Genomic DNA, 18,173 nt, shown 5'->3' with positions numbered 1-18,173 from the left:
GAGCCAAGAAGGGGTTTCGCCTAAATGTGGCCCGGATCACGCCAATCACTTGAGAAAGTTTCCGTAGACCGTTGCCATTGCATTAATTTTTCGATTTAATGCCACTGCGCACCCCGCCAGGTTTCTGGCTACGGGCGTCAGCGGCAAGGGGGAAACACCGTGGGGCTCTTTACACCGAAGAAGCCGGCGCTGATTGGTGTCGACATCAGTTCGACTGCCGTCAAGCTGCTGCAGCTAAGTCAGGCGGGTGGCCGTTATCGCGTGGAGCACTACGCGGTCGAGCCACTGCCGCCGAACGCCGTGGTCGAGAAGAACATCGTCGAGATCGAGGCGGTGGGTGATGCGATTCGTCGCGCGTTGGCACGCTCGGGCTCCAAGCTCAAGCACGCCGCTGCGGCGGTGGCCGGCTCCGCCGTGATCACCCGCATCATCCCGATGACCAGCGAGTTGTCCGACGACGATCTGGAAGGCCAGATCCAGGTCGAGGCGAACCAGTACATCCCGTATCCGATCGACGAAGTCAGTCTCGACTACGAGGTGCTCGGCCCGGTCCGCGACAACCCCGACATGAACAACGTGCTGCTGGCGGCCTCGCGCACCGAGAACGTCGACATGCGGGTGGCCGCGCTGGACCTGGGCGGACTCACCGCCGCGGTGATCGACGTGGAGGCGTTCGCGATGGAGAACGCCTTCGCCATGATCGCCGACCAGCTCAATGTCAGCCGTGAGGCGCTGGTGGCCGTGGTCGACATCGGCGCCACCATGACCACCCTGTCGGTACTGCGCAACCAGCGCACGATCTACTCGCGCGAGCAGGTCTTCGGCGGCAAGCAGCTGACCGACGAGATCATGCGGCGCTTCGGCCTTTCCTACGAGGAAGCCGGCCGCGCCAAGCGCAAGGGCGGCCTGCCCGAGTCCTACGAGACCGAGGCGCTGGAGCCGTTCAAGGAATCGCTGATCCAGCAGATCAGCCGCCTGCTGCAGTTCTTCTTTGCCGGCAGTGAATACAGCAAGGTCGACCAGGTCGTGCTGGCCGGTGGCTGCGCCTCGATCGAAGGCCTTGGTCCGATGCTCGAAGAGCAGCTCGGCGTGCCCTGCGTCGTCGCCAATCCGCTGGCCCGCATGTCGCTGTCGCCTCGGGTCCAGGCGCAGTCGCTGGCGCAGGACGCCCCCGCGTTGATGATTGCGGTGGGCCTCGCCTTGAGGAGCTTCGACTGATGGCACACGTCAATCTACTTCCGTGGCGCGCCGAGCGACGCAAGCAACGCGAGCGCGAGTTCTACATGCAGCTGGTTGCCGCCTTCGTGGTCGGCATTGGCGCGTTGCTGGTGTGGATGTTCTGGATGGACCAGCGCATCGACAACCAGAATGACCGCAACGCCTACCTGCAGACCGAGATCAAGCAGCTCGACGTGCGCATCGCCAAGATCAAGGAGCTGGAGAAGGTGCGCGAGCACCTGCTGGCCCGCAAGCAGATCATCGAGCAGTTGCAGGCCGACCGCTCGCAGATGGTGCATCTGTTCGACGAACTGGTGAAGACGATCCCGACCAGCGCCCGACTGACCGGACTCAAGCAGAGTGGCCAGTCGATGTCGCTCGACGGCGTGGCGCAGTCCAACGCCAGCGTGGCCGAATACATGCGCAACATCGAAGTCTCGCCGTGGATGGGCCATGCCGACCTGCGCCAGACGCAGAACACGCATGATGCCTCCCGCATGCCCTACTCGTTTGGCCTGAACGTGCAACTGAGCAAGCCGAAAACCGACGAAGTCGACCCCACCAAGACGCCGTTGCCGCCCGCGGGCAGCAGCTCCAGCGCCGCGCCGGCCGTACCGGCACCGCTGGGTGCGGCGGCCAAGGCAGTGACCACGCCCGCGGCCCCGGTGACGCCGGAAGCCAAGCCGGTCAGTGCGCCGGCTGCGAAGGGAGGTGTCTGATCATGAGTTTCCTCAGTGATATCCAGAACCTCGATCGCAACAACGTCGGTGGCTGGCCGCAGTCGGTAAAGATCTTCTTCACCACGTTCCTGTTCGGCCTGGTATTGCTGGCCGGCTGGTACTTCGTCATCAGCGACCAGCAGGACAGCCTGAATTCGCTGGTCGGCAAGGAAGGTTCGCTCAAGCAGGAATTCGCCACCAAGCAGGCCAAGTCGGTCAACCTTGAGGCGCTGCAACAGCAGCTCGACGAGATGCAGGACATGCTGCGCCAGTTGCTGCGCCAGCTGCCCAGCAAGACCGAGATGCCGGAGCTGCTGACCGACATTTCGCAGACCGCGCAGTCGGCCGGCCTGGAGACCGACCTGTTCCAGCCCGGTCCGGAGACGCCGAAGGACTTCTACGCAGAGCGACCGATCGCCCTGAAGTTCAGCGGCACCTACCACCAGTTCGGCACCTTCATCAGCGGCGTGGCTTCGTTGCCGCGGGTGGTGATCCTCACCCTGCACGACGTGTCGCTGACACCGAAGGCGGCGGGCGACAAGGGCGCGAACGGGCAACTGGTCCTGCAGGGCACCGTCAAGACCTATCGCTACCTCGATGACGATGAGAGCGCGGCATCAGCCAAACCCGCGGGCAGGAACAGGGCGGGGGGCCGGAAATGAACAAGCAGACATTCATCAAGCCGGCACACGCCGCACGCTTCGCGCTGATGCTGGGCGCCGTGCTGGTCCTCGGCGGCTGCACCCGCGGCATGTCCGACCTGCGCAGCTGGGTTGCGCAGGAAAAGGCCAAGAAGGGCGCGCCGATCCAGCCGTTGCCGGTGATCAAGACCTTCGAAACATTCAAGTACGACGACCAGGATCGCCGTGACCCGTTCAGCCCGAGCACGGCCGAGCTGGACAACAACAGCACCGCCAACACCGGTCCCAGGCCGGACGCCAACCGCGCCAAGCAACCGCTTGAGCTGTTCGCGCTGGACAGCCTGAAGATGGTCGGCACGGTCGGTGCCGGCGGCAGCATGGAAGTGCTGGTCAAGGACCCGGGCGGGGTGATCCACCGCGTCCATGTCAACGAGTACATGGGTCAGAACTACGGGCATATCACGGCGATCAGCGAAGACCATATTGATCTGGTCGAGCTGGTATCCAACGGTAATGGTGGCTGGATGGAACGTCCTGCCAGCATCGCGCTCGACGCGAAATAGGTAGACAGGGGCTGATGCAATGAGCAACCAAATCCAATCCGTGCGGGGCCGTGTCATGCGCCATGCAAGCCGTTACATGCTGATGGGCCTGCTGATCGCTGGCGCCACCTGGACCAGCGCTGCGATGGCAGCCACCACCACGCTGAAGAACATCAGCTACGACGCACTGCCCGGTGGCAGCGTGGAGTTGCACATGGACTTCGGCAATGGCCCGGTGCCGGATCCGAAGATCTTCACGACCGGCAACCCGCCGCGCATCGCGGTGGACTTCGCCGACACCGACAACGCGGCGCCGCGCCATCTGGACATCGGCAAGGGCTCGACCTCGGGCGTGTCCGCCGTGTCCGCTGGCGGTCGCACCCGCGTCGTGGTGGAACTGATGCGTGAGTCGAGCTACCGCTCGCGGATCGACGGCAGCAGCCTGATCCTGACCGTGAACAACGGCAGCGCCGACCAGGCGGTGACCACCGCCGCCACGATCGACCCGACCAAGGCCCTGCCTTCCTCGTCGAACGGTCCGGCCATCTCCAACATCGACTTCCGTCGTGGCCCCAACGGCGAAGGTCGCGTGCTGATCAACTTCAGCGGCAGCGGCGCCAATGCCGAAATGACCCGCAGCGGCGACAAGGTGCTGGTCACCATCGATCACGCCAACCTGCCGGCCAACCTGGCCCAGCGCCTCGACACGCTCGACTTCGCCACGCCGGTGCAGTCGATCGTCACCCGTACCGGCAACGGTGGCGGTGCGCGCATGGAGATCGCGGTCAAGGGCAACGTGGAAACGTCCGCCTACCAGACCGCCGACCAGTACGTGGTCGAAGTGGCGCCGAAGAAGGCCGACGCCAAGCAGGCCCAGCTGGGCAAGCTCGACCAGGAGCCGAGCTACAACGGCAAGCGCGTCACCTTCAACTTCCAGGACATCCCGGTGCGCTCGGCTCTGCAGCTGATCGCGGACATCTCCGGGCTCAACCTGGTCGCTTCGGACAGCGTCGGCGGCAGCGTCACCCTGCGTCTGGTCAACGTGCCGTGGGATCAGGCGCTGGACGTGATCCTGCGTGCCAAGAGCCTCGACAAGCGTCGTAACGGCAACGTGGTCTGGGTTGCCCCGCAGGCCGAGCTGGCCAAGTACGAACAGGATCTGGCCGATGCGAAGCTGAAGGCGCAGGACACCGCCGAGCTGGTGACCGACTACGTGCCGATCAGCTATGGCAAGGCTTCGGACATCGCCACCTTGCTCACCACCGGCAGCAAGCAGGGCCAGGGCGGTGGCGGCAGCAGCAGCGGCAGCAACACCCAGCGTGGCTTCCTCTCGCCCCGCGGCAGCGTCTCCTTCGACGTGCGTACCAACACCCTGCTGCTCAACGACACGCCGGAGAAGATCCGCCAGTTGCGCGAGCTGATCGCGGTGCTGGACAAGCCGGTGCAGCAGGTGCTGATCGAATCGCGCATCGTGGTTGCCACCGACGACTTCACCCGTGAACTGGGCGCGAAGTTCGGCATCAGCGGCAAGCAGACCAACCCCAGCGGCCAGGTGCTGCAGCTCGGCAGCGGCGTGCCCAGCGCGATCGGCGACAACAGTGCTCCGGGCACGGTCGGTTCCGGCGGCCTCAACGTGAACCTGCCCACCACCCTGAAGGGCGGCAGCTTCGGCCTGGCCATCCTCGGCGCGAACTACGCGCTGGACCTGGAACTCTCCGCCGCCCAGACCGAAGGTCGTGGCGAGGTGATCTCCAGCCCCCGCGTGATCACCGCCAACCAGCAGGAAGCGGTCATCCGCCAGGGTCAGGAAATCGGCTACGTGACCTTCCAGAACAGCGCCGGCGGCGGCGCCGGCAGTGGCACCGCCACGGTCCAGTTCAAGGACGCCGTGCTGGAGCTGAAGGTCACCCCGACGATCACCGCCGACAACCGCGTCTACCTGATGATCAACGTCAAGAAGGATGCGCTGGCCGGTTACGTCGACGCCCCGGGAAGCGGCAAGATCCCGACCATCGACACGCGTGAAGTGAACACCTCGGCCCTGGTCGACAACGGCCAGACCGTCGTCCTCGGTGGCATCTACGAGGTCAACAAGTCCAACACCATCACCAAGGTGCCCGGTCTGGGCGACATCCCCGGCATCGGTGCCCTGTTCCGCAGCACGTCGCGGGTCAACACCAAGGCCGAGCTGCTGATCTTCGTGACGCCGCGGATTCTCAGCGACACCTTGCAGTAAGTTCTGGCAGCACCACGAAAAGAGGCGGCTTCGGCCGCCTCTTTTTTATGCGTGACGGCTGGCATGTGCCCGGCTATGGAATTTCCGGCATGGTTGATGGTCTGTAGCACGCCGAGCGAACTTGCGGTCAGGTCGCCCCATCGATCAGGCCGCCTTCGCCTCAAACCACGGAACGCCTCATGGATACACCCGAAACCGGGCCTTCGAGCCACCTGCAATCTTCCTTTGCGCAGCTGCGCGACGATCTGCAGCAATGCATCATCGGCCAGCCGCATCTGGTGCAATGCCTGCTGGTGGCGCTGTTGGCGGACGGCCACCTGCTGGTCGAGGGCGCGCCCGGGCTGGCCAAGACCACCGCGGTCAAGGCGCTCGCGGCGCGGATCGAGGCAGACTTCCACCGCGTGCAGTTCACCCCCGACCTGTTGCCGGCAGACCTCACCGGCACCGATGTCTTCCGTCCGCAATCGGGCAGCTTCGAATTCGAGCGCGGCCCGCTGTTCCACAACATCGTCCTCGCCGACGAGATCAACCGGGCGCCGGCCAAGGTGCAATCGGCCCTGCTCGAGGCGATGGCCGAGCAGCAGATCACCGTCGGTCGTCGCACCTGGCAGCTGCCCGAGTTGTTCATGGTGATGGCGACGCAGAATCCCATCGAGCAGGAAGGCACGTTCACCTTGCCCGAGGCCCAGCTCGATCGCTTCCTGATGCATGTGACGATCGGTTATCCCGATGCCGCCGCCGAGCTGGCGATCCTCAAGCTCGCCCGTGAACAGGCGAGTCGTCGGGCCCATCCGGTGGCCGCTGCTCCCGCGCTGTTGAGCCAGGCCGACGTGTTCGCCGCACGCGATGCGGCGATGGCGGTGCACATGGCGCCGGCGCTGGAGGAATACCTGACCCAGCTGGTGCTGGCCACCCGCGATGCCGGGCACTACGGGCCGGAATTGAAGCGCTGGATCGCCTGGGGCGGCAGCCCGCGGGCCACCATCGCGCTGGATCGCTGTTCGCGGGCCCAGGCATGGTTGTCGGGGCGCGATTACGTGCTGCCCGAGGATGTGCACGCGATTGCCCATGAAGTGCTGCGCCATCGCGTGCTGCTCAGCTACGAGGCCGAGGCCGAAGGCGTGCGGCCCGACCAGGTGATCGGTCGCCTGCTGGATCTCGTGCCGCTGCCGTGAACGCCGTCGTCTCCCGAGCCGCCGACGGCGATGGACTCAGCCGGGTATCGCTGTCCGAACTGATCGCCTTGCGCGCCAGGGTCGGCAAGGTGCGGCTGGCGCCCTTGCTGAGCCGTGCCGCCCGCAGCGGCCAGCAGTCCAGCCGTCTATACGGCCGCGGCATGGACTATGCGGAATCGCGGGTCTACCAGGCTGGCGACGACGTGCGTCGGCTCGACTGGCGGCTGACCGCGCGCAGCGGCAAGCTGCATACCAAGCTGTTCCAGGAGGACCGCGAAGGCTGCCTGCTGATCCTGCTCGACACGCACGCCAGCATGCGTTTCGGCACCCGCGTGCGCTTCAAGTCGGTGCAGGCCGCGCGCGCCGCGGCGGCGGCGGCCTGGTACGCGGTGCGCGCCGGCGAACGCGTCGGCGTGATGGCGTTCGGACACGCCGACCAGTTGGTGCGGCCACAGGCTGGCCCGCGCGGTGCGCTGGCGGTGTGCGGCGCCATGGTCGAATGGGATGCGCACGCTGTACCGGATCGGCTCGAACCGCTTTCCGATGCGCTGGCGCGTGCCGGCCGCGTCCTGCACGGGGCCAGCCGCGTGCTGCTGATCAGCGACGGCTTCAGTTGCGACGATGCGGCACGCAAGCGGCTGCTCGATCTGGGCCGCCATGCGCAGGTCAGCGTGCTGGTGGTAGCCGACGTGCTGGAACTGGCGCCGGCGACGCCGGGTCGTTACCCGCTGGAGCATGCCGGCGAACGCTGCGAGGTGATGCTGCAGTCCGAGCGACAGCGTGGCGATTTCCAGCGTGCGCTGGGGGCCGGGCAGGCGCGACTGGGTGAACTGGCCCGTTCACTGGGGCTGCGCTGCAGCAGCATCGACACCACGGCGGATGCCTTCGATGCGGTGAGCGGCTTGCTCGGCACGCGGAGGGGCGCCCGATGATCGCGCCCGGCGGCCCGCAACTGCGCGACATCCATCTGCCCGCCGAGCCGGCGTGGTGGCCGCCGGCGCCGGGCTGGTGGGCGCTCGCGGTCATCGCGCTGCTGCTCATCGGGGTGGCGGTCGCGTTCGCCCGCAAGTATCGGGATGTGCTGCGTCGGCGGCGCGAGGTGATGAGCGAACTGGAGCGGATGGCCGCGCAATACGATCGGGATGCCGACGCGGCGCGACTGGTCAGCGGACTGCATCAGCTGCTGCGCCGGGTCGCGCGTCGCCACGATGCGCGCTCCACCCGGCAGCGTGGCGAGGACTGGCAACGCACGCTCGCGCGGGTGCCGCTGGATGCGGCGACGATGGCGCAGCTGGCGGAGCTGGAGCAACACCTCTATCGACCGCCGACGGCATTCGACCACGTCGCGGCGATTGCCGCCGTGCGCCGCTGGCTGCAGCAGGCGCTGCAGCCGCGACGCTGGAAACCGCTGTCCGCGGAGCAGGCCGATGGCTGAGTTCGCCTGGCCCTGGGTGATCGTGTTGTTGCCGCTGCCGTGGCTGCTGCGGCGCTGGCTGCATCCCGTCGCGCCCGGCCAGGCATTGCATCTGCCGCAACCTGGCGTGCGGCTGGCCAGCGTGGCCGGCAAGCGTGCGAGTGGACTGACGCCGTGGTTGCTGGCGCTGGCCTGGCTGTGCCTGCTGGCGGCCGCGGCGCGACCGCAATGGGTGGGTCCGCCGCAGGCCCAGCAGCGCAGCGGGCGAGCGCTGATGCTGGCGGTGGACCTGTCCGGCAGCATGCGCACCGGCGACATGCAGCTGGCCGGACAGCAGGTCAATCGCTTCGCGGCGGTCGAGGCGATCGCCGGCGACTTCATCGCCCGCCGCAACGGCGACGAAATGGGCCTGATCCTGTTCGGCAGCCAGGCCTTCCTGGTCACGCCGCTGACCTACGACCTTTCCGCCGTGCGCGCTCAGCTGCAGGGCGCGGCGGTGGGGCTCGCCGGCACCGAAACGGCCATCGGCGACGCCATCGCGGTGGCGGTCAAGCGCCTGTCGGCCTTGCCCGAGCAGGCCCGCGTGCTGGTGCTGCTCACCGACGGCGTCAACAACGCGGGCAGCATTGCGCCCCGCGATGCGGCCCGCGCCGCGAAGGCGGCCGGCGTGCGGATCTACACGATCGGCATCGGCGCCACGCGGCTGCGCATCCCCGGCTTCTTCGGCAGCCAGCTGGTCAATCCTTCGGCCGACCTCGACGCCGACATGCTCACCGACATCGCCACGCAGACCGGCGGCCGCTTCTTCCGCGCCACCGACAGCAGCGAACTGGCCGCAGCATACCGGGCGATCGATGCGCTGGAGCCGATGCCGCAGCATGGCCCGGCGCTGCGCCCGCGTCATGAGTTGTTCCGCTGGCCGTTGCTGGCGGCCATCGTGCTGCTGTTGCTGGTGGTGCTGGCGCAGCGCTTCTCGCGCGTGCCGGAGCGGACGGCATGAACGAGTTGCTGCAGCAGTTCCATTTCCTCCGGCCGGACTGGCTGCTCGGCCTGCTGGCGTTGCCGCTGATCGGCTGGTTCGGCACGCGCCGCGATGGCGGACAGGTTGCGTTGTCGCACCTGGTCGATGCAGCCCTGCTGCCGCATCTTTTGCGCGGGCGTGCCCGCCACGCGCATCTGCCGGTGTGGCTGTTCGCGCTGGCCTGGACGCTGGCTGCGCTGGCCCTGGCCGGACCGACCTGGAGCCGCATCGAACAACCCCTGTATGCCAGCCGCCCGGCGCAGGTGGTGGCGATCTCGTTGTCGCAGCACATGCTGGCCCGTGACGTCGCGCCCAGCCGGCTGGATCGCGCGCGCTACAAGGCGCGCGACCTGCTGCGCGCAAACCGGGACGGTCTGAACGCGCTGGTCGGTTACGCGGGCGAAGCCTTCGTGGTGGCGCCGTTGACCGCCGATGCACACAGCCTGGATGACCTGCTCGACGCGATGGCGCCCGACACCATGCCGGTGGATGGCGACAACGCCGCCGCCGCGATCGAACGGAGCGTGACGCTGATCCACGATGGCAAGGCCGGCGGTGGTTCGCTGGTGCTGATCACCGACCAGGCCGATGCGGTGGCGCAGGCGGCGGCGCGCAAGGCAAACGCCGCGGGTGTGCACGTCTCGGTGCTCGGCGTGGGCACGCCCGCCGGCGGTCCGGTGCCCTCGCCGGATGGCGGCTTCCTGCGCGACGCGGGCGGCAACATGGTGCTGTCGCGCCGCGATGATGCCTCGCTCGGCGCACTGGCCGCCGCCGGCGGTGGACGCTACGTGGTGATGAGCGCCGACCAGGCCGACATCGACGCCCTGCACGGCGAGTTGCGCCACACCCGCGCGACCCTGGCCGAAGGCCAGGTCGGCGATGAGTGGCAGGATCGCGGTCCGTGGTTGCTGCTGCCGCTGTTGCTGATCGCCGCGATGGCGTTCCGTCGTGGCTGGTTGCTGGTCGTGCCGCTGCTGGTGTTGCCGTTGTTGCCCGGCACCGCTTCGGCCACCAGCTGGAAGGACCTGTGGCAGCGCCCCGACCAGCAGGCGGCGCAGGCCCTGCGCCAGGGCGACGCGAAGCGCGCCCTGCAGCTGGCCCGCGATCCGGCCTGGCGCGGCGCCGCCGCCTATCGTGCCGGCGACTACCAGGCGGCGGCGCAATCCCTGCACGAGGTTCCCGGCAGCGACGGTGCCTACAACCTGGGCAATGCGCTGGCGAAGCAGGGCGAATACAAGCAGGCGATCGCCGCCTATGACGAAGCCCTGAAACGCGATCCGGCCAACGCCGACGCCAAGGCGAACCGGCAGGCGGTCGAGGACTGGCTGCGCCAGCAACAGCAGCAGTCGCCGCAGGACCAGAAGGAACACGAAGGCCACGACGGCAAGAAGAACCAGTCGTCGGCGGGCGAGCAGGGCAAGGCTGGCCAGCAGGGTTCGCAGGGCCAGCAGAAAGACGGCGAGGGCCAGGATCAGCCGTCCGGACAAGCCGGCAAGGGCGACCAGCCGCAGGACGAGAGCGGCAAGCGCGACTCGTCGCAGGACCCGTCCGGCAAGGAAGGCGAGAACCAGACCAAGCCACAGACCGCGCAGGAACAGGCCGAACAGAAGGCGCAGGCCGAACGTGCGCAGCAGGCGTTGAAACAGCAGATGGACGAGGCGCTGGCCCGGCAGGCCGGGGACAAGAACAAGGACGGCCACCAGCTCGGCGCGCTGGCCAAGGATGATCCGCAGGCGAAGCTGCCGGCGGATCTGCGCCACGCGCTGCAGCGCGTGCCGGACGATCCCGGCGCGCTGTTGCGGCGCAAGTTTCAGCTCGAGTACCAGCAGCGCCACGGTGGCGCCACGAACGAGGATGGAGAGCCGTGACCCTGCGAAAGTTCATCGGCGGATGCCTGCTGGCGCTGGCCTTGCTGCCGGCGCTGGCACTGGCCGGCGACGTCTCCGCCACGCTGGATCGAAACGATGTCCAGCTGGGCGAGACGGTGACGCTCAACGTGCGGGTCAACGGCCAGGGCATGGGTGTCGCCGCGCCCGACCTGGGCGCGTTGAACCGGGATTTCCAGATCCTCGGCAGCTCGCAGAACAGCAGTTACAGCATGGTCAACGGCAAGGCCAGCGCCGAGCTGACCTTCGGCATCGCGCTGCGCCCGCGGCACACCGGCGTGCTGCAGATTCCCGCGCTGAGCGTGGCCGGCAGCCAGACCACGCCGCTGCAACTCACGGTGACGGCGCCCGATCCGAATGCGGCCAGCGCCTCGTCGAAAGACGTGTTCATGGAATCGCAGATCAACCCGGCGCAGGGCTATGTCGGCCAGCAGTTCACCTACGTCACGCGGCTGTATTACGCCGCCCGCATCGGTGGTGACGCGCCGCAGCCGCCGCAGGTCGCCGGCGTGGAAATCGCGCCGCTGGGCAAGGGCCTCAACTACGACACCGAGCGCGGCGGCCGCAGCTATCACGTGCTCGAACAGCGCTACGCGGTGACGCCGCAACATGCCGGCAAGGTGGAAATTCCGCCGGTCGATTTCGAAGGCCAGGCGGCCGATCCGAGCGACCCGGACAGTTTCTTCGGCGCCACCGTGCCGGTCAGCGCCAGCGCCCCGGCGCAGACCCTCGACGTGAAGGCGGCGCCAGCGGACTTCGGCGGCAGCGCATGGCTGCCCGCGCGCGAACTGAGCCTGAGCCTGGATGGCTGGCCCACCGCGCAGGACGCCGCGCCGCGGGTCGGCCAGCCGTTCAACCTCACGATGAATCTGCAGGCCACCGGACTGTCGCAGGAAGCCCTGCCGGCGCTGAGCCTGCCGCCGCTGGATGGCGCCACCGTCTACCCGGACAAGCCGGTGAGCGGCAATCGCCAGGACGGCGAATGGGTCACCGGCCGGCGCCAGCAGTCGTTCGCGATCGTGCCCGAACGCGCCGGTCCGCTGACCATTCCCGCCACCACGCTGAAGTGGTGGAACGTGGTCAGCGACAAGATGGAAGTGGCGCGGATACCCGCCCATACGATCGACGTGCTGCCCGCCGTGGGCGCGCCAGCCACGCCACCGGCAGCAGCGGCATCCACGGCGGCGGTGACGGGCGATCACACTGTGGCCACCGGCTCGACGGACGCGGCGGCGAGCACGCCGTGGCGCTGGGTCGCGCTGGCCAGTTTCGGCCTGTGGGTGCTCAGCCTGGCGGTCTGGTGGTGGCGTCGCCGCCGTTCCGGTGAGGCGGCGACGCCGGTCGCGCCCGCGCGGTCGTCCGCCCGAAATGCCCAGCTGGCGTTCCTGGCCGCCGCACGCGGCAGCGACCCGGCGGCGCAGGCGCGCGGTCTGCTGGCGTGGGCGCGGGCGGAACGTCCCGCGATCCAGCATCTGGGCGATCTGTCGGCGGCGCTGGATGATCCGCGTCAGCATGCGGCGATCGCCGCGCTGCAGCGGCGACATTACGCCGGCGCCGCCGTGCCGGAGCCCGACGCGAACCTGGCCGAGGCATTCAGACGCGGCTTCGCGTGGCGTGCGGCGGGTGCGGCAGGCAAGGATTCCGGGCTGGCGCCGTTGTATCCGTTCAAGCTGGACTGAGCGTTCCGGCACCGCGCGGCGAGGGCGGTTCCCTAGGTGGCAAGCGCCTGTGCGAACACCGCGCGCATCGCCTCGCTGAAGCAGCACAACGTGACGTCGATGCCGCCGTCGTCGGCCAGCTCCTCGCGCAGCGTGCGCACCGCCACCGTGGCGGCGAGTTCGGGCGGGTAGCCGTAGACGCCGCAGCTGATCGCGGGAAAGGCGATCGTCCGCAGTTCCCGTTCGCGCAGCAGGCGCAGTGCGTTGCGATAGCACTGGCCCAGCAAGCGCGCTTCGTCGTGGTGGCCGCCATGCCAGACCGGTCCCACCGTGTGGATCACGTGACGCGCAGGCAAATCGAAGCCCGGCGTGATGCGTGCCTCGCCGGTGGGGCAGCGCACGCCGGGAGCGGACTGGGGAAGCACGCGGCAAACAGCCAGCAGGCCGGGACCGGCGGCGCGATGGATCGCGCCGTCGACACCGCCGCCACCGAGCAGGCCGGGGTTGGCCGCGTTGACGATGGCGTCGACGTCGAGGCGGGTGATGTCGGCGTGGAGGGTGCTGATCGGCATGACTTCGCGCAATGGGCGGCTTGCCCTATGCTTCAGGCAGGCATTCTGGCGCGCTGGGGTAGCAACGCATCATGGCGAAAACGGAAGACATTTCCTTTGGTTACCTGCTCAGCGACGTAACCTTGCTGTTCCGCAAGCACTTCGATCGTCGCGCGGTGAAATTCGGTTTGACCCGCGCCCAGTGGCGTGCCACCAAGATGTTGTACCACCGCGAGGGCCTGCGGCAAAACGAGCTGGCCGAGTTTCTGGAAATGGAACCGATTGCGGTGGGCCGCGTGATCGATCGCCTGCAAGCCGCCGGCTTCGTCGAGCGCCGGCCCGACCCGAAGGATCGCCGCGCATGGCGCCTGTACGTCACCGACCAGGCCAAGGTGATCGTGGGCGACATGGAGGTGATCGCGCGGGAGCTGCGCCGGGACGCCACCCGCGGCATCGACCACGACGAGTTGAAGAAGGCGCTGGCGGTGATCGGCCAGATCAAGGAAAACCTGCAGGCACTGGAACAAGGCCCCGGCGCCGACGATTGATCATCCCGCGGCTGACCAGTGCCATCAGTCGCGGTCATGACTTGCGTCATGCGGGGCATAGTGGGCGGTGTCCCGCCCCCGCGGGGTCAACCGCAGGCGCGCTGCCGCGTTGAACCGTGGCTGCGCCAGCATCGGCCAGTGACCCGCTTCGCCACCGAGCGATCCGCCGTCGTCGCATCAGGCAAGAAGATCGAGAATCCACCGCGCATGTCCTGGAAAAAAATCGTCCTCGTGCTGGCCGCCCTGCTGGTGGTCGCTGTCGCCGTCCACTTCGGGCGCGGCGGTGGAGGCGGAGCCGACCCGGTTCGCGCGCCCGCGGCGGTGCCGGTGGAAGTGGCGACGGTCACGCAGGGTGACATCGAGTTGTCGTTGAAGCTGGTCGGTCGCGTCGAGCCGTGGTCGACGGTGACCTTGCGCGCACGGGTGTCGGGCCAGTTGCAGTCGCTGTCGTTCACGCCCGGCGCGCTGGTGCGCAAGGGCAGCGTGCTGGCGCAGATCGACCCGGCCCTGCTGAAGGCGCAGCTGGACCAGGCGCGTGGCAACGTGTCGCGTGACCAGGCGCTGTTGCAAAAGGCCGAGGCCGACCAGCGGCGCTATGCCGACATGCTGGGCAAGGGCTTCGTCTCCAGGGCCGACTACGACCTGTACCAGGCCAACCTCGCCGTGGCCAAGGCCAACCTGCAGACCGATCGCGCCGCGCAGGAACTGGCGCAGACCCAGCTCGACTATGCGCGGATCGTGGCGCCGTTCGACGGCATCGCGGGCGCGCCGCTGGTCTATCCCGGCGCGCAGATCAGCGCCGACAGCACCGACATCGTGCTGCTCAACCAGGTCGAGCCGGTGCGCGTGGCGTTCAACATTCCCCAGGACGGCCTGCCGGCCGTGCGCGCCGCGCGGCAGAACGCTGCGCTCGAGGTGCAGGTGGCGATCTCGGGCGATCAGGCCGCGCCGCTGACCGGCGCGCTGGACTTCATCGACAACGCGGTCGACACCAGCACCGGCACCATCGTGCTGAAGGCGCGCTTCGACAACGCCGAGCACCGGCTCACCCCGGGCCAGTTCGTGCAGGTGATGCTGCCGACCACGCGGCTGACCAACGTGGTCAGCGTGCCGGTGCATGCGCTGCAGAGTTCGACCAACGGCAGCTTCGTGTTCGTGCTCGGCGCCGACGGCAAGGTGCAGCAGCGCACCGTCACCACCGGGCCGACCAGCGCGGGGCGCACGGTGATCGACAAGGGCCTGAAGGCCGGCGAGAAGGTGGTGACCGAAGGCCAGATGCTGCTGGTCGACGGCAGCGCTGCCACCGCCAAGCGGGGCTGAAGCCATGAATATCCCGGAGCTCTGCATCCGCCGCCCGGTGATGACCACGCTGCTGATGACGGCGCTGCTGGTGTTCGGCCTGGTCGCCTATCCGCAATTGCCGGTGAACGAGCTGCCGAACGTCGACTTCCCCACCATCAGCATCAGCGCCAGCCTGCCCGGGGCGTCGCCGGAGACGATGGCCTCGGCGGTGGCCACGCCGCTGGAAGGCAAGCTGTCGACGATCGCCGGGATCAGTTCGATGAGCTCGACCAGCGCGCTGGGTTCCACCTCGATCACGCTGACCTTCGAGCTCGATCGCAACATCGACGCGGCGGCGCAGGACGTGCAGTCGGCGATTTCCTCCGCGTTGCGCCAGTTGCCGAAGGAGATGACCACGCCGCCGACCTTCCGCAAGGTCAATCCGGCCGACTCGGCGATCCTGTACCTGGCGATGAGTTCCTCGACGATGCCGCTGACCCAGGTCGACGAATACGCCGAGACCGAACTGGCGCAGCAGCTGTCGATGATCGATGGCGTGGCCCAGGTCAGCGTGTACGGCTCGCAGAAGTACGCGGTGCGGATCAGCGTGGACCCGGACCGGCTCGCCGCCGCCGGCATCGGCATCGACCAGGTGCAGAACGCGATCGCCGACGCCAACGTCAACCAGTCCACCGGCTCGCTGTACGGATCGCGCCAGCAGCTGCCGATCCGCAGCGACGGCCAGCTGCAGCGCGCCGCCGCGTACAACGACGTGGTGGTCGCGTATCGCAACGGCGCGCCGGTGCACGTGGGCGACATCGGCGTGGCGCGCGACAGCGTGCAGGACGACCAGAAGTCCAGCTCGTACAACGGCACCCGCGCGATCGTGCTGGCGATCCAGCGTCAGCCCGGCGCGAACACGGTGGCCACGGTGGACCGGATCAAGGCCGTGCTGCCAAGCTTCCGCGCCAGCCTGCCGCCGTCGGTGAAACTGGAAACGCTGTATGACCGCTCGCAGTCGATCCGCGCCTCGGTCGACGACGTGCAGTTCACCCTGCTGCTGGCCGGCGCGCTGGTGGTGTTCGTGATCTACCTGTTCCTGGGCAGCCTGTCGGCCACGCTGATCCCCGCGGTGGCCCTGCCGATCTCGGTGCTGGGCACGTTCGGCGTGATGTACGCGCTGGGCTACAGCCTCGACAATCTCTCGCTGCTGGCGTTGACCCTGGCGGTCGGTTTCGTGGTCGACGACGCGATCGTGATGCTGGAGAACATCGTTCGTCACATGGAAGCCGGCGTGCCGCCCTACGAGGCCGCGCTGCAGGGTGCCGGCGAGATCGGCTTCACCATCTTCTCGATGACGCTGTCGCTGATCGCGGTGTTCATCCCGGTGATGTTCATGGGCGGCATCGTGGGCCGGCTGTTCCACGAATTCGCGATCGTGATCAGCGTGGCGATCCTGATTTCCGGCATCGTGGCGATCACGCTGACGCCGATGCTGTGCAGCCGCTTCGTCAAGGCGCACGGCCACGGCGATGCCGACAGGAGCAGGAAGAACTGGCTGGTCGGCGGCTTCGATCGCGGTTTCAACGCGGTGCAACGCGGCTATGGCGACAGCCTGCGCTGGTGCATGGACCGGCCGCGGCTGGTGCTGGCCGCGTTCGGCCTCAGCCTGCTGGCCACCGCCCTGCTGTTCTACGTGGCGCCGAAGGATTTCATCCCGGCCGGCGACAACGGCACCCTGCACGTCAACACCGAGGGGCCGGAGGATGTGTCCTTCGACGGCATGCTGGCGCGACAGCAGAAGCTGGTCGACATCGTGGCGGCGGACCCGAACATCGCCGGCTACATGTCCAGCATCGGCGCCGGCGGCTCGCGCAGCACGGTCAACAACGGCTCGATCCTGCTGCTGCTGAAGCCGGCGAACCAGCGCAAGCTGGACGTGGACGGGATCACCGCCGAGTTGCGCCGGAAGCTGGCGGCGGTCACCGGCATCCGCGCCTATATCCAGAACACGCCGGCGATCCGCATCGGCGGGCGCCAGTCCAAGGCGCAGTACCAGTACACCTTGCAGTCGATCGACATGCCGGCGCTGTACGACTGGAGCGGTCGGGTCACCCGCGCGTTCGCCGCCTTGCCGGGCTTCGAGGACGTCACCAACGACCTGGACCTCAACAGCCCCTCGATCGTGGTCAAGGTCGACCGCGCCAAGCTGGCGCCGCTCGGTCTCACCATGGCCCAGGTGCAGACCGCGCTGGGCATCGGCTTCGGCGAAAACCAGGTTTCCACCATCTATGGCTCGTCGACCCAGCACTGGGTGATCCTGCAGGTCGAGCGCAAGCTGCAGGACGATCCCTCGGTGCTGTCGCAGCTGTACGTCACCTCGGGCAGCGGCGCGCTGGTGCCGCTCAGCGCGGTGGCCAGCTTCAGCCGCGAACCGCAGGCGCTCACCGTGAATCACCAGGGCCAGCTGCCGGCGGTGACGGTGTCGTTCAACCTTGCCCAGGGCGTCAGTCTCAGCGACGCGGTGGCCAGCATCGACGGCGCGATGCAGACGATGGGCCTGCCGGCGACCATCAGCGGCAGCGTGCAGGGCACCGCGCAGGCGTTCCAGCAATCCCTGCAGGGCATGGGCATGCTGTTGCTGCTGGCGGTGTTCGTGATCTACCTGGTGCTGGGCATCCTGTACGAAAGCTTCATCCACCCGCTGACCATCCTGTCCGGCCTGCCGGCGGCGGCGGTCGGCGCGCTGCTGACCCTGGTGATCTTCCACGCCTCGCTGGACCTGTTCGCCTTCGTCGGCATCGTGATGCTGATCGGCATCGTCAAGAAGAACGCGATCATGCTGATCGACTTCGCGCTGGAGCGGCAGCGCGAGGAAGGCATGCCGCCGGCGCAGGCGATCTTCGAGGCCTGCCGCGTGCGTTTCCGCCCGATCATGATGACCAGCATGGCGGCGATGGCCGGCACCCTGCCGATCGCGCTGAGCATCGGCGCCGGCGCCGAAGTGCGTCGCTCGCTGGGCCTGGCCGTGGTCGGCGGCCTGATCTTCTCGCAGGTGCTCACGCTGTATCTGACGCCGGTGATCTACATCTACATGGATCACCTGCAGCAGCGCTTCGGGCGCAAGCCGCACGTCGATGCCGCCGCCTTGCCGAACGGATCGCGCTGACGCGATGAATATGGCCCGCACGCCCGCTCGTCCGTGAAGGGCGCGCGGCGGCATCTACACGACAACGTCGCCCGGGTTGCGCTAGGGTCACCGCGACCTTCAACGGGAGTCATG

The 18,173-nt window shown here is 68.0% G+C and carries 15 protein-coding genes; 14 read left to right on the top strand and 1 reads right to left on the bottom strand.

What is annotated here, in order from left to right; translation table 11 throughout:
• Positions 1 to 159 precede the first annotated feature (159 nt).
• The 11 genes from AC3A56_RS06180 to AC3A56_RS06130 all read left to right on the top strand — a co-directional run bounded on the left by AC3A56_RS06180 (position 160) and on the right by AC3A56_RS06130 (position 12,531).
• The gene (locus tag AC3A56_RS06180) at positions 160 to 1,218 is read left to right on the top strand and encodes a pilus assembly protein PilM (protein ID WP_056718462.1); all 1,059 of its coding nucleotides are present in this window, start codon (positions 160 to 162) and stop codon (positions 1,216 to 1,218) included.
• A complete protein-coding gene (locus tag AC3A56_RS06175) occupies positions 1,218 to 1,937 on the top strand; it encodes a PilN domain-containing protein (RefSeq protein WP_056718461.1) in 720 nt (239 codons plus the stop codon). Before AC3A56_RS06180 ends, AC3A56_RS06175 begins: the two co-directional genes overlap by 1 nt.
• Before the next feature lie 2 nt (positions 1,938 to 1,939).
• Positions 1,940 to 2,599 (top strand): type IV pilus inner membrane component PilO, encoded by a 660-nt coding sequence (locus AC3A56_RS06170; RefSeq protein ID WP_487769713.1) that lies wholly within the window; start codon positions 1,940 to 1,942, stop codon positions 2,597 to 2,599.
• On the top strand, positions 2,596 to 3,141 hold the full coding sequence (locus AC3A56_RS06165; protein WP_204110530.1) for a pilus assembly protein PilP: 546 nt from the start codon (positions 2,596 to 2,598) through the stop codon (positions 3,139 to 3,141). The genes AC3A56_RS06170 and AC3A56_RS06165 overlap by 4 nt, the downstream gene beginning before the upstream one ends.
• Positions 3,142 to 3,196: 55 nt before the next feature.
• Positions 3,197 to 5,356: a type IV pilus secretin PilQ gene (locus tag AC3A56_RS06160; RefSeq protein ID WP_487769712.1), complete on the top strand. Its 2,160-nt coding sequence runs from the start codon at positions 3,197 to 3,199 to the stop codon at positions 5,354 to 5,356.
• Positions 5,357 to 5,535: 179 nt separating this feature from the next.
• Positions 5,536 to 6,531, top strand: coding sequence for an AAA family ATPase (locus tag AC3A56_RS06155; RefSeq protein ID WP_487769711.1), 996 nt, complete (start codon positions 5,536 to 5,538; stop codon positions 6,529 to 6,531).
• Positions 6,528 to 7,463: a DUF58 domain-containing protein gene (locus AC3A56_RS06150; protein ID WP_487769710.1), complete on the top strand. Its 936-nt coding sequence runs from the start codon at positions 6,528 to 6,530 to the stop codon at positions 7,461 to 7,463. Before AC3A56_RS06155 ends, AC3A56_RS06150 begins: the two co-directional genes overlap by 4 nt.
• Positions 7,460 to 7,966, top strand: coding sequence for a DUF4381 domain-containing protein (locus AC3A56_RS06145; protein ID WP_487769709.1), 507 nt, complete (start codon positions 7,460 to 7,462; stop codon positions 7,964 to 7,966). The genes AC3A56_RS06150 and AC3A56_RS06145 overlap by 4 nt, the downstream gene beginning before the upstream one ends.
• Positions 7,959 to 8,945: a VWA domain-containing protein gene (locus AC3A56_RS06140; protein ID WP_487769708.1), complete on the top strand. Its 987-nt coding sequence runs from the start codon at positions 7,959 to 7,961 to the stop codon at positions 8,943 to 8,945. Before AC3A56_RS06145 ends, AC3A56_RS06140 begins: the two co-directional genes overlap by 8 nt.
• Complete coding sequence (locus tag AC3A56_RS06135) at positions 8,942 to 10,834, top strand: tetratricopeptide repeat protein (RefSeq protein WP_487769707.1); 1,893 nt, start codon at positions 8,942 to 8,944, stop codon at positions 10,832 to 10,834. Before AC3A56_RS06140 ends, AC3A56_RS06135 begins: the two co-directional genes overlap by 4 nt.
• On the top strand, positions 10,831 to 12,531 hold the full coding sequence (locus AC3A56_RS06130) for a BatD family protein (protein WP_487769706.1): 1,701 nt from the start codon (positions 10,831 to 10,833) through the stop codon (positions 12,529 to 12,531). Before AC3A56_RS06135 ends, AC3A56_RS06130 begins: the two co-directional genes overlap by 4 nt.
• Positions 12,532 to 12,563: 32 nt before the next feature.
• Here AC3A56_RS06130 and AC3A56_RS06125 read toward each other — a convergent pair whose 3' ends face one another.
• Entirely contained in the window at positions 12,564 to 13,082 is a 519-nt protein-coding gene (locus AC3A56_RS06125; protein WP_487769705.1) for an O-acetyl-ADP-ribose deacetylase, read from the bottom strand.
• Positions 13,083 to 13,153: 71 nt separating this feature from the next.
• On the opposite strand from AC3A56_RS06125, the gene AC3A56_RS06120 reads away from it, so the two are divergent.
• The 3 genes from AC3A56_RS06120 to AC3A56_RS06110 all read left to right on the top strand — a co-directional run bounded on the left by AC3A56_RS06120 (position 13,154) and on the right by AC3A56_RS06110 (position 18,059).
• Positions 13,154 to 13,609, top strand: a complete 456-nt coding sequence (locus tag AC3A56_RS06120; RefSeq protein ID WP_487769704.1) for a MarR family winged helix-turn-helix transcriptional regulator — start codon at positions 13,154 to 13,156, stop codon at positions 13,607 to 13,609.
• A 207-nt stretch (positions 13,610 to 13,816) separates the two neighbouring features.
• Complete coding sequence (locus tag AC3A56_RS06115) at positions 13,817 to 14,929, top strand: efflux RND transporter periplasmic adaptor subunit (RefSeq protein WP_487769703.1); 1,113 nt, start codon at positions 13,817 to 13,819, stop codon at positions 14,927 to 14,929.
• Positions 14,930 to 14,933: 4 nt separating this feature from the next.
• A complete protein-coding gene (locus tag AC3A56_RS06110; RefSeq protein WP_487769702.1) occupies positions 14,934 to 18,059 on the top strand; it encodes an efflux RND transporter permease subunit in 3,126 nt (1,041 codons plus the stop codon).
• Positions 18,060 to 18,173: the final 114 nt, after the last annotated feature.

It is taken from the genome of Rhodanobacter sp. Soil_C_14 (assembly GCF_057657335.1).
The sequence above is the reverse complement of the archived record's forward strand: the minus strand, read 5'-3'. Positions and strand labels throughout refer to the sequence as shown.